Raw genomic sequence first — 12,755 nt, forward strand, 5'->3', positions numbered from 1 at the left:
CTAATCTTATGGTAACCAGGATTTTTGGAGTTATTCTTATGAACCAAAGCATTATTCGGGACAATTGAAAGTACATTTCTTTAAAAAGATATACACGGCTCAAACTTTTGCTTAATTTATAGGTTTTCCAAATAGATATTTTATTTATTCGCATTCGCAACTAAAGAAAATCAAAATAATTTGTTATTATTTGACTTGATGAAGAAATACCTGTAACTTTTTAATAGGAAATTCGTCAAATTATAATGGAAGACTTTTTATCGAAAAATATCAAAAATTCTAATAGAATAATAGACAATAAGGTGAGGTATTTACTTTGAGTGAACTTAGAACAGACAGAAAGAATAGAAAAAAATCAAACAAATGGAAAAAGCGAATATTATGGATTATTTTGTTATTGCTTATCTCCGTCATTGCGTACGGTACTTACTTATTTATGAACGTTTATAATGCGTCGAAAGAATCCCATGTGGAGATAGATCGGCCAGATGGTAAGTCAGAGCTGAGAGAAAACGAAGTTACGATTGGTGATGACCCTATATCGATTTTATTAATTGGTGTAGAAGATTACGAAACAGATGGTAAAAATGGCCGTGCAGATACACAAATTGTAGTGACATTAAACCCAGATACAAGTCAATTGACAATGACAACCATTCCTCGAGATACTAGAATGGAATTTTCAGCGGAAGAAGCCGGTCAATATGCTGGTTTCCATAAAATTAATGCATCTTACACCTATGGCTCCATTTTCGACTATGGTGCAAATAAGCTAACAGTAGAAAAAGTAGAACAACTGCTTGATGTCCCAATTGACGAATATATCACAGTTAATTTTGATGGATTTAGAGACATTGTAGACTCACTAGGTGGTGTCACTGTTGATATTAAAGAGGCTTTCTGGGAAAAAAATATCTATCAAGGTGGAGAACGCGTTTATTTTGAAAAGGGAGAGAGCAAATTAAATGGTGAAGAAGCCTTAGCATTTGTTCGAATGAGAAAGCGTGATGTGAATGCCATCTATTCTCGTGATGAAAGGCAGCGCCAATTTATCCAGGCCGCTATTAAAGAAGCCATTTCAGCACAAACTCTCTTTAAAGTAGGAGAAATCACAGATATTTTAGGTGAAAACGTGACTACAAGTTTGAGTGCAACTGAAATTTTTAATTTACAACAAGCATATTTTTCGATGAATACTTCCAATATCAAAACTTTTGAAATAGATGGGTCCAATCAAATGTTAAATGGTATTTCCTATTTTATACCAACAGAAAATGGAATAAACAATACTACCGAACTATTGAAGCAAGAACTAGGGTTGAATAATAATGCTGTTAATGAGGATCAGAATACTGTGACTGAATAAATAATGAAAAAAGCGAGCTTGAAAAATAGCTCGCTTTTTCTAATTTGAAATTAATCGGTATTCTTTTTTATCGTTTTAATTTTATTTTTCGTTTGTTCTCGACCGAATTTCGAACGCTGGTTATCATATCTTCCATCAAACATGGTATATATACCATGTGAAAGGATTGCACTCAGTGTGAAGAAGGAGTGTTTTTCATCTCCAATCCAAAGAAGTCAATATGCTTAGGGCTTAAGCTCCTTTAGTGAACTCCCCGATAATGTATTCTGTAATTGATCCACCTTTACAAAGACCCGATAACAAAGGTGAAAATTTAAATATGAACCAATCCCAAATACTAAAACAATCGTGATCGGTAAATAGATCAAAATAATAGAAAGGATGATCACTATGATTAGGTTTAGCAATGAAATTGGAAAATAAGCAAATGACAATATAAACGAATTTTTAATTGTAGCTTTCCAGCTCATTCTGTAATGTGACATCATAGGGAACAAAAATAATGTAGTAAACAAAAAGATAAGACCAATAAATAACATTGGAATTAACAATAATACCACCATATTTGATTCAATTTGTACAAATAATTGAAAATCTAAGTAGAGAACTACAAAGAATATCACCCATAAAATCCCTATAAAAAAACTTTGTTTGAAATGGTGTTTTAGATAATAAAAGTATAAAGATAGAACATTTGATTCTCCATTTCGCTTCCACCGCCTAATAACGCTAAACATTGCAGAAGTTGCTGGAAAAATAGTTATAACAGGGAGACAAGTAATTAACCAAAGAAAATTTAAAATTAACAAATTGGAAAGCAGTTCTAAAACTCTATACCATTGACTATTTACTATCTTCATAGATTCACCTAATTCTTCCTTGTATTTTTCGTTTTACACTGTCAATATCTCTTCATTAATTAACCAGAAGTAGCTAGAGGCTCTATTTACTATTTGGATTTTGAAGTAATATTTTCCCATTCTCTAGTTCCACCTTTAATTTATTGGAACCATTCAATCCTATTGATTCAAGATATTCATTTGGAACTTGAACACGACCAGCATTATCTATTAGAGCTAGTTCAACATGTGTTTCTTCATTCTGCTCTATTACTACTTCTGCTTCATTTTCAAAATAAGAAGAGCGGCGTAGGATTTCACTAGATGTCTTGCCATCACGAATCGCTACCACTCTGTCCATTTTTTTCGTTAATTCTTGATCATGTGTGACAATCACAATTGTTACACCTAACTGTTGATTTAAATGACGAAATACATCTAAAATTATATCAGCTGTTTTCGTATCGACACTTCCTGTTGGTTCGTCTGCTAATAATAAACTCGGATTATTTGCTAATGAAATTGCAATCGCTACTCTTTGTTGCTCTCCTCCAGATAACCTATCGAGTTTACTATTTAATCGATGGCTCATACCAACCATTTCAAGAAGCTCTTTCGCTCGTTCACGTCTATATTTTCCTTTTAAGAGCATCGGAAGTTCCACGTTTTCAACAGCAGTCAGATAAGGTATAAAATTCCTAGCATTGTTTTGCCAAATAAATCCGACTGTTTCTAACTTGTATTGTATTAGATCCTTGTCTGTTAACCTTAATAATTCCTTTCCATCTACGATTAATTTTCCTCCTGTTGGACGATCAAGTCCTCCTAACATATTTAATAATGTGGATTTCCCACTACCACTATTCCCAACAATGCCCATTATTTCGCCTTTTTCAATAGATAGATCCAGGCCTTGTAATGCCATTACTTCATGTTCATCATCGATTTTATATATCTTTACTATATTTTGGCATTCTATCATTAATCTTCACCCAACTTTATCGCTTGATGGATTTTAATTTTTCTTAAAAAGATAATTAGTACAATGATTCCGATTAGTAACATAAACGAAACAAATAAGTAAATTTTTATTTTGTCACTACTATCAAAAATGACTGAAAACGGAGGAACTAATTGTTCTGGATCTAAAGATAGCTTAAATAGCGGAACAAATAGTCGACTAGTTAATCCACCTAACATAATTCCTAAAAGACACGCAAGACCTGAAGTCATAATCTGCTCCCATACTAAAATACTTATTAGTTTAGATATCGGAATCCCCATTGCTCGATAGATCCCATACTGTAATGTGCGAGATTTTATTGTTAATATCCAATATAGAAGAAAGCCAATAAATGAAACCATAATGGCAATGATAAAACCTAAACTCATCGTACCGTTTATTCCTAATATAATAGAGCTGTTTTTATGTTCTATTAATTTGGGATAAACATCATCCATCTTCGTTACAGGTATTGCAAGTTCGTTAATATTGTTATAGAAACTTTCTCTTCTTGTATCTTGTTTTAACTTCATCCATACATCATAAGGCTCCAGACCAAGATTATTTTGTACATATGGCAAATTGGCTACCACCAACCCAGGTTTACCATCGATGTAATCTTTTTCTTCAAGAGGATTGAAAGTTGGCCAATATTCGATAATTCCATAGATAACAAATTCACTTTTGTCTGAATTTGGCCAATTCATGGTGACATAATCACCTGGTTTCACTCCTAATGAATTTGCTACAGATTGAGATACTAATACAGAACTTGGTTCAATAGCTAATAAATTTAAATAATTATACCAGTGATAAGGAAGTAGAGATTCTTTAAACCATGCTGTTTCACCAAACTTTTTTGGTTCTATTGCCATAAGGCTAGCATTTTGACTAGTATTTCCGTTTCCTGACAAGATTACTTGTTCTTTTGTAAATACTTTTGTCGCCTGCTTTACACCTTTTAATTTTGTAAAAGGGTCAAAAGGTGGTTCAGAATAGATAGTTTCTACTACTTCAGTAGATGGCTCCTTTTCTGTCTGTTCTGGTTCTTCAGATGCTTGTACACTGGGACTACTGTAAAAAGGTACAGGTGCTGGTCTCGTACTGTCCCATTGCACACTTACTTGAACATCTACTCCATTTTCATAGAGAATTTGTTCTTCTATATTATTGTTTATCGTTCTAGCTGCACTTGCACTAAATACTCCTATTCCAATTGTCATAATTAAGAAAAGCATTAAAAATTGATATTGCTTCGATGATCTACTTACTTGTATAAAAGATGTATAGATAGACACAGGCCAGAATCTCTCTCCAAGTTTGTATATTGCTTTTAACAGAAAAGGATAGATTCTTAAGATGAAAAGTCCTAATCCAATAATGAAAATGGCGGGGATAAAAAACATAATAGGATCTACATACATATCTCCGTTATTTGAAGTAGGAATTTGTCTTTGATGGAAATTTAACAATCCGTATATCGAGATTGTTAATAACGATAAATCGATAAAGATCATATACCATTTCGTGGTTCCAGCTGTTTTTGTTTGATTCAGTTTATGAATAACTATACTTTGCTTGGATGCCTGATATACTGGAATCATTATCATTACAATTGACAATAATATGGCAACCAAAGCATAACCAAATGATTTTGGACCTATTTGTATAGGTAAAGCTGATCTTTGTACAAATTCCAGAAATCCATTCGATGCACCTAATAATTTTACAATCAACACGCCTATATACGGACCGAGTAAAAATGCTATAGACCCCAAAATCAATATTTCCACAAAATATATCACTATAATTTTAGTTGGACTCGCACCTCTACTTGAAAAAATAGCGATTTCATTTAGTTGACGCCCAATAATTAATCGAGAAACCATGAATAAATAAATAGCTAGCATAACCAATACTGGTGCATTTAAAGACCAGAGCATAATGGTTAACTGCTCACTTTTTTTTACATACCCTTGCAAAATATTCTCGACGGGAAATTCAAACAATAAAGATGAATTTTTTACAGCAGATATTTCTGATTGTAATTTTTGATTTAGGTTCAATAGTTGAGGGATTTTGTCTTCGTTTATTTCATGATAATCAAATGCCGCACTGAATCGCCCGATACCAAGTAAACCCTCATGATTTTTTACAATTTTCTGTTTAAACTGTTCCTTAAGCATAATAAAATCTTCACTAAAATTTGATCTAATTAGCTGCCAATAAGGGTCTTGCAAATTTTTAGGTTGAAACGTTCCGACAGGATTAATTGTAAATTGATGATTTTTTTCGCCTATTATAAAGCCGGTGTTTAGCACCATCTCTCTCTTTTGAAGTGCATCTTCAGAAACTAATACTTCTATCACTCCATCGACAGCCTCAGTATTAGGAAGCCGACCATCTTTTATCGTAATATGTTCTTCCAATTTAGAAACCATCATCAGTTTTCCCGGTTGTAAAGAAGTTTCTCTTCTACTTTCGTCTTCATATTGAAGTTTTAATGGGTTTGTCCCAATAACGTTTACTTCTGCTTCAATAGGTAATCCTGTACTTTTGATAAGATTTGCATTTATTTCTTCAACCTTCTCAAGTGCATCATCAGGATTCTTTACATTTGTTTTTGAAAAAGTATCGGAAAAAACATATGCCCCTGGGTATTCGTTTTGTTGTTTCTGGTAATCTTCTAGCTCTTTGATCAACAACTTTTGCATAATACTTGAAGAATAAGTTGGAATGCTTGATACGAGTGACACAGTTATAATTAACCCAAGGAATAAGCTTCCTGTTAACCAGCGATTATTTAGCATCTTTCGGAATATTACTTTCATTAGTGTCATGCTTATCCCCTACTTTAAAATAATTTCGTCTCCTTCTTCCAAACCACTTCTAATTTCTACCTCTGTTGAAGATGTGATGCCGACTTCTACATCCACCTCTCTCTTTGTATTACCGTCACTTATTTGAACATAATTTCTGCCCTGAGAAGTTCTTAAACCATTTACTGGTATTATTAGTGTATCTTCACTTGTGTTCGTAATAATCTCAATATCTGCCATCCCACCCGCTTCAACATCCTCAGGTAAACTATCTAAGCTGATTAGTAAACTACTGCTATATTGATCTGGATTTGTCTCAAGAACATCCAATGGAACTGTATTTGGCGTTTGTACCACCTCTCCACTAAACGTTTCGTTATTATAGGTTATGCTTACTTTCATTCCAACCGTAACCTCGTTTAAACGTTGTTGATTGATTGCTTGATATTGTAATTGTAAATTCGAAGTCTCTGCTACTTGTACAACCGATTCATAAGCTGGAACTGTTTGACCTTGCTTTAACTCACTAACAAAAGTGATCACCCCGTTAATCGGTGAGACAATTTTCGATTCTGCATATTGTTTATTTAATTGATAAAGCCTTAGCTCAATTCCTTCTATATCTAACTTTGCTATTTCTATTTCATATTTATCTGCTTTCTGTTTTTTTAACTGGTCTAATTTTAAATTTGCCTTCTCTAATTCAATTTGTAATTGATCAATTTCAAATAAAAGATTACCAGTATCTATTTCAGCTAATGTTTGACCTTGTTCAACTACATCACCTTCTGACACTAATAATTCTTTTAATCGACCACCGTCTTTTGAATAAGAAAGGTCGTGACTCTCCTTCGCAATGAAAGTTCCCGTTCCGTCTACTCTTTTTATCAAATCTCCTTTTTTAACTTTAGCAGTATTGTATTCAACTTGTGATGGTTCTACCAAAGGTGGTGCTAACACAGGTTCTTCTTTTGGAAAAAACGAACATCCTGTTAAAAAAATGGCTACTAAAAGTAGGACAACGTAAGGTGACAACTGAATGTAATTAATGAATTGTTTTTTCTTTCTGATACACAATTTTACGATCCTCCAATGTATAGACGTGATCTACTATCTCCATAATACCCGGATCATGAGTGGTCATAATTATAGTAGTGGTCTTATTTTTTACAAGTGTTTTAAATACGTCAATGATACGAAAAGCCATCTTACTATCTAACTCAGCTGTTGGTTCATCAGCTAAAATTAGTTTTGGTTTTATCGCGATTGCCCGAGCTATTGCCACTCTCTGTTGTTCACCACCAGACAATTCAAAAGGCTTATGCTTTGCTCTTTTCGTTAAACCAACAAGATCAATAGATTCTTTGATGCTTTGCTTCCATTGTTTCCGTGATGTTCCTGCAATTCTAAGCCCAAATTCTACATTTTCCTCCACTGTCATTAATGGCATTAAACCATAAGATTGAAAAATATAGCTCATTTTCATTCTTCTTAGCGCCGCTTTTTGTTTTTCTGAAAATTTATTTATTACTTCACCATCAATAATAATTTCACCATTAGAAGGTTGATCTAATGCACCTATTAAATTAAGCAGAGTCGTTTTACCTGATCCCGACCTTCCTCTTAAAACGGTTAAACTATGTGTCGGAATAGATAAATGGACGCTATTTAAAATTTCTACATTGTTTTGACTATTTTGAAATGATTTATCTATATTCCTCACTTCGACAATTGGTTGCATATACTCCCCCCTTTTCATGGCAAATTTTATCACGGTGCTAATCGTCTGTAAGCCTCCCAACTCAAGCTTCAAGTAATACAAGGATAAGTTTGGGGAAACAGACGCTAACCCCCCGATAAGTTTCTTTAAACTCTCCTTTAAAAAATCCATTCTTTTAGGTTACTAATAATGAATATTACTCTCCTGTAATACCAGAACGTTCAATACTTTCTACAAAGGAACGTTGAACAAATAGATAAAGGATGACAATTGGCAGGATCGATAACATTACAGCTGCCATAATTTGATTTATTTTTGTTGGTGCCAAACCTAACGCATCACTAGCAGAAATTTGGTTGGTGACTTGTGAAAGACCTTCTGCGTTTGCACTACCATTAAATGTTGCAAGATTTTGTGCCAGATTGAAAAAGTCGGGTACCAGTAAATACATATTTGGCTGGAATACATCATTCCAATTCCAAACAACAGAGAAAAGAAATACGACTAACATTGCTGGTTTGGCAAGTGGAAACATAATCTTCCAGTAAGTTCTGTATGGACCTGCTCCATCAATTCTGGCTGCTTCTTCCAGCACATTTGGTAATCCACGGTAAAATTGAATGAAAATTAACACAAATAGTGCTCCTTTTAATCCAAACCCAAATAAAGAAGGAAAAATAAAAGGGAATAATGTATTGATCCATCCTAAATCACTAAAAAAGATATATAACGGTACAACAATAGTTTGTGGTGGCACTAAAAACGTAAAAATTAACAACCCCATCCAAAGCGCTTTTCCAGGAAAATTATACCTAGCAAATCCGTATCCAATAAAGGAGCAACTAATGATTTGTAATAGTGCACTACCGAACGCAATCAATACACTGTTTAAGAGGCCATTCCAATAGTTTATGGCATTAAATGCGGTAACATAATTTTCAAGTGTTAAAACTTTCGGTATCCACTGAACGGTTGCATCCGCTACATCTTGAGATCGCATTAATGATTCTGAAATCATGTATAACAATGGATAGATGAACACAAAGGATAAGCTGAGTAACATCGTATAGTGAAACACATTTGCTGCCATAACTTTCACACGTCTAGCAATATAACTAGCACTATGATCAGTAAGTTTCTTTTTTTGCTTTTGAATTGTTTGAATTATGGATAAAGACATTTAAAAATTCCTCCCTTCTTATTTTTCTGAAAATGATTTTCTGAAAATGAGTAATACAATTCCTAACACTAAGAAAATAATAATAAAATACAACCAACCAATGGCTGATCCATATCCATAGTCATTAGAAACAAAGACTACATGTAACAGATGGTTCATTAGAACATTATCCGGTTTTGTAAACGAATTCACGATACTATATAATGTATTGACTAGTATCATAGGAATTAACATGGGAAAGGTAATTTTCCAAAAAAGCTCCCATTTAGTTGCACCATCAATGGTAGCTGCTTCATATAACGATCGAGATATTGTTTGTAATCCCGCAAGAAATATGAGAATCTGTACCCCTGAATCCCACATGACTAGTGTTAAGGAATCTGCATATTCTAACAATACATCCAACACGTCACCTGGAATAAAATTGTTCAGTATTCGATATAAATCAAAGTCATAAAAAATAGGTAAATTGGCTGCTCCTTGCTCTAGCAACTTTCTAAGAGCAGCACCAGAAGCAATAATTACAGGGAGAAAGAAAACACCTCGAAAGAATGTCCTTCCTACCATATCGCGATTTAATAGTAGTGCACTTACCATTGCAAATATTAATATCAACGGCACCTGTGTTACCATATTTGTCATTGTTTCCAGTAATAAAGGTAAAAAATGGATATCCGTTGTGAAAGCTTCTCGAAAATTAGTCAGTCCTATAAAGGTTGCTTGAAGCCCCTCTTTCGATGGTTTCAACTCGCTAAAAGAATAAAAAAGTGAACGTCCTAATGGTACCGCCATAAAAAGGAAGAAACCAATAATCCATACAGATACAAATGAGTATCCTTCAAGTATATTCCTGGTTCTCATTGACAACTTCATACTTAACTCATCTCCCCTTCTACTACAGCGTAATCATAACCCGCTATCACTTGACCACCTACGCTCACTTGCTTACGATTGTAGTTTACAATAACCTGCATTCCATTAGCATAAGTCGTTCTAAAAACCTTCGAGTCTAGCTCTTCATGATCTACAATTGTCTGATTTTGAATATCATTGAAAATACCAACAAATTTCTCATATTCTTCAATAGATTCTTCAAACCAATAATCAAATTCTGAGCTAAATAAACGGTCTTCTATCGTTCTTTGCAAATTACTTGCAGGAGCATATGTTAATTCGAAATTCGGCAATGCACCATACTCAATAGCTCTAAGTAATTCAAATCTTTGATCATCACGCAAATTTGATGGTTGGGACGTATAAGGTATTAACCCATGTAATACAATTTGATAGAATGGTATTGTTTTATCAATATATACAAAGTGGCTGGAATCCATTGGTATGTTCTTAATCCTGTCTGCTATTCCTAACGTATACGCAAAACCATAATCTATACTGATATTTTTAACTTTCTGGTCATACAATTCTAAGCTTTCCCGCCATGTATCAGCAGCTTGCGCCCGAGTACTAGGATGATTCGGATCTTGATCTGAATAAAGCATATTTCCAATATGTTCAAAATGAATTCCGGCTATATCCAAGTTACTAAAGTCATCTATTTCTTCTTTCATATATTCCAAAGCTTTATCAGGTTTTAACAAGAAGAACGTTTCGTCTGTGTTACTATACCTACTTGAAACAAACCAGTTTGGACTTGTCATGACTTCACGATTAATTCCTCTAATCGTATCTGTTCGCTCTTTCATTCCATCACTCTTTTGGAAAGGCCTTACATAGTTAGTCTGTAAATATATTGATACTCCTTTTTTATTTGCATAGTCAAGCAACTCTTTCAATTCTTTTTTTCCACCGATTTTCCTTTCTATAGGAAAATGTTTCGGTTGGTTTCCATAAAGACCATCTTCTCCCCAACCTTTTAAGTTAAATTCAATATTTTGGATTCCTTTGTTTGCATATTTATCTATCATTTCTCTTATTTGTTCAAAGGTTGTCATCTCAATAAATGTGGATCCCAAAATTTCATCTCTCTTAATCCCACCAAGTATATCTATGCTTAATGGGATGCTATCTGTTCCTTTTTCTTGAAGTCCAACGTTTTTAATTAAATAATCTCGATAGGCTTGTGCCATCCCAACATATTCCGCTTTTTCATCCTCCAACAGGATGTATCTTACTTTTCGATCACCATTAATTTTATTGGCTTGAAATAGTGGAATCTGACCAGACGATCCAATAAAAGTAATGTCCTGTTTTCGGTACATAAATTCAACACCTGTATTATAAAGAGGTATATTACGAATACCTGAAGGAGTAGCATTAATTCTTGCAGCTTCTGCTCCTTCGGTTATAATTCCTAAAAATGCAGAATCATTTTTGTATAATCCAAACACAGGAAGAGCTATTTTCTCCTTTGGAGCATCTGCATGTCTCCAATCGCCTGCCAGTACTCCTCCTAACTCATCAGCAAATGCATGATCAGGTCCATAGACAGGTTGGGAATAACCACTAAAATAAACAGGATGTTTTTCTTTAAATGTCATTAATGCCCCTGAACCATCTGGAATAAATACGGCACCATTATCTGATTCTTTTGCTGCATGGAAATATGGCAGTACCGCCAAACTTATTAGCCTTACAGAACCTTCCTCTTTAATAGAGTCAAATGGAACACTTATTTCTATGCCATCCTCAGTCAGACGATATTCGAGATCAAACGTCATCTGTAATTCAGCAATATCAAAAGTGACTTTTATTCCATTTTCAATAACTTCAAAGGTTTGTTTATTGTTTGCATCTTTTAGTGTGTATGTGCTGGAAATACTTGAGCCATCTGTATAAGTTATATGAACTGGTGAGTCTATGTAACTTTTATTATTTGGCAAAGTATTTTTATCTACTTGGGGAGAACCAAGCCATTCTTCCTCAGTCTTTTTGTTTTTTATTCTTAAATTGCCATTACTTTCATCGACATATAATTCAAATACGTCATTTTCAGCAACTTTTTTTGTTGCTGTGATTGGAAATAACTCACCACTTTCCTTAATCTGTGGTGTAGCAGCTTCCATTGTCTCTTTACCTAACTCGGAGTTTTCAGTTACATTATTTGTAGCTTCATCCGATTGTTCTTTTACATTCCCAGTTTTTTCTGATGCTTCTTCTGCAGAGCTGTTTAGTGGTATAACACTGAACATTAGAATGATAATTAAAAACTTTATTAAATGCTTGTGAAGTAATTTCATTTTCTTAGCCACCCCCTACACTCGAAATTTCAATTCTTTCCATATATCCAAGAAAAAGCTGATAAATTGGCTCATTAAACCAAAAAGAAGAATACCAATAAACCAGATAATCAACACACCAAGTATTGAAATAAATGTGATCCATACTAATTTACCTAGTTCAAAATCGTGAAGTATCTTCATCTTACAGAGAATTAGCCAGCCTACCCATATAAAAATTAAATTAGTCGTTGATACGTACAAAAAGCTTTCATTCAACGCAATCAAGTTAGTCATTAATGTAATGGGAATGCTAAAAATGATATATGGTACTAGACAATAGGACGTTCCCACTAGTATTTCCTTGAATTTCCCTTCTCCATCAAGAATAGTACTTACACTCCAATTAGAAACACACCATGTTATCCATGGAACGAAGATCCAAATAAATTCATGTAGATATGAAATTTCATAAGGTTCTCTCAATTCAAAGTGATAGCCGATTAATAGAAGGGAGGCCATTCTCACAATATAAGCTAATAACAACAATAAAAAACCATCTGACCACCGTACACGTTCAGGTCTCTGTAAATCCCTAAAGAAATCTATCGGATGGATGAGAATCTGTTGTATCATCTGTAAAGAATTCAAC

At 33.9% G+C, this 12,755-nt stretch carries 10 protein-coding genes; 1 reads left to right on the plus strand and 9 read right to left on the minus strand.

The annotated features are described in order from the left end of the window. Positions 1–316: 316 nt before the first annotated feature. Positions 317–1,366 carry an LCP family protein gene (locus ACTWP4_RS14345; RefSeq protein WP_443129465.1) on the plus strand — a complete coding sequence of 350 codons (1,050 nt, stop codon included), beginning with the start codon at positions 317–319 and terminating at the stop codon, positions 1,364–1,366. A gap of 224 nt (positions 1,367–1,590) precedes the next feature. Here ACTWP4_RS14345 and ACTWP4_RS14350 read toward each other — a convergent pair whose 3' ends face one another. The 9 genes from ACTWP4_RS14350 to ACTWP4_RS14390 all read right to left on the minus strand — a co-directional run bounded on the left by ACTWP4_RS14350 (position 1,591) and on the right by ACTWP4_RS14390 (position 12,754). Continuing rightward, positions 1,591–2,226: a YesL family protein gene (locus ACTWP4_RS14350; RefSeq protein ID WP_443129466.1), complete on the minus strand. Its 636-nt coding sequence runs from the start codon at positions 2,224–2,226 to the stop codon at positions 1,591–1,593. Between the two features lie 82 nt (positions 2,227–2,308). Continuing rightward, positions 2,309–3,187, minus strand: coding sequence for an ABC transporter ATP-binding protein (locus ACTWP4_RS14355; protein WP_443129467.1), 879 nt, complete (start codon positions 3,185–3,187; stop codon positions 2,309–2,311). Next, on the minus strand, positions 3,187–6,048 hold the full coding sequence (locus tag ACTWP4_RS14360; protein ID WP_443129468.1) for an FtsX-like permease family protein: 2,862 nt from the start codon (positions 6,046–6,048) through the stop codon (positions 3,187–3,189). The genes ACTWP4_RS14355 and ACTWP4_RS14360 overlap by 1 nt, the downstream gene beginning before the upstream one ends. A 9-nt stretch (positions 6,049–6,057) precedes the next feature. After that, positions 6,058–7,104 carry an efflux RND transporter periplasmic adaptor subunit gene (locus ACTWP4_RS14365; protein ID WP_443129469.1) on the minus strand — a complete coding sequence of 349 codons (1,047 nt, stop codon included), beginning with the start codon at positions 7,102–7,104 and terminating at the stop codon, positions 6,058–6,060. Continuing rightward, complete coding sequence (locus tag ACTWP4_RS14370; protein ID WP_443129470.1) at positions 7,073–7,768, minus strand: ABC transporter ATP-binding protein; 696 nt, start codon at positions 7,766–7,768, stop codon at positions 7,073–7,075. The genes ACTWP4_RS14365 and ACTWP4_RS14370 overlap by 32 nt, the downstream gene beginning before the upstream one ends. A gap of 175 nt (positions 7,769–7,943) precedes the next feature. Next, the gene (locus ACTWP4_RS14375; RefSeq protein ID WP_443129471.1) at positions 7,944–8,927 is read right to left on the minus strand and encodes a carbohydrate ABC transporter permease; all 984 of its coding nucleotides are present in this window, start codon (positions 8,925–8,927) and stop codon (positions 7,944–7,946) included. A gap of 18 nt (positions 8,928–8,945) precedes the next feature. Continuing rightward, on the minus strand, positions 8,946–9,800 hold the full coding sequence (locus ACTWP4_RS14380; RefSeq protein WP_443129472.1) for a carbohydrate ABC transporter permease: 855 nt from the start codon (positions 9,798–9,800) through the stop codon (positions 8,946–8,948). Positions 9,801–9,802: 2 nt separating this feature from the next. Beyond that, a complete protein-coding gene (locus ACTWP4_RS14385) occupies positions 9,803–12,124 on the minus strand; it encodes a DUF5696 domain-containing protein (RefSeq protein ID WP_443129473.1) in 2,322 nt (773 codons plus the stop codon). A gap of 15 nt (positions 12,125–12,139) precedes the next feature. Further along, a complete protein-coding gene (locus tag ACTWP4_RS14390) occupies positions 12,140–12,754 on the minus strand; it encodes a Yip1 family protein (RefSeq protein WP_443129474.1) in 615 nt (204 codons plus the stop codon). Between the last annotated feature and the right edge of the window lies 1 nt (position 12,755).

The sequence above is a fragment of the Gracilibacillus sp. D59 genome (genome assembly GCF_052246695.1).
Lineage (GTDB): Bacteria > Bacillota > Bacilli > Bacillales > Amphibacillaceae > Gracilibacillus.

Coding starts and splice junctions, on each gene's coding strand:
- ACTWP4_RS14375 (WP_443129471.1), bottom strand. CDS start 8,927: ATGTCTTTATCCATAATTCAAACAATTCAAAAGCAAAAAAAGAAACTT.
- ACTWP4_RS14360 (WP_443129468.1), bottom strand. CDS start 6,048: ATGACACTAATGAAAGTAATATTCCGAAAGATGCTAAATAATCGCTGG.
- ACTWP4_RS14350 (WP_443129466.1), bottom strand. CDS start 2,226: ATGAAGATAGTAAATAGTCAATGGTATAGAGTTTTAGAACTGCTTTCC.
- ACTWP4_RS14385 (WP_443129473.1), bottom strand. CDS start 12,124: ATGAAATTACTTCACAAGCATTTAATAAAGTTTTTAATTATCATTCTA.
- ACTWP4_RS14355 (WP_443129467.1), bottom strand. CDS start 3,187: ATGATAGAATGCCAAAATATAGTAAAGATATATAAAATCGATGATGAA.
- ACTWP4_RS14380 (WP_443129472.1), bottom strand. CDS start 9,800: ATGAAGTTGTCAATGAGAACCAGGAATATACTTGAAGGATACTCATTT.
- ACTWP4_RS14370 (WP_443129470.1), bottom strand. CDS start 7,768: ATGCAACCAATTGTCGAAGTGAGGAATATAGATAAATCATTTCAAAAT.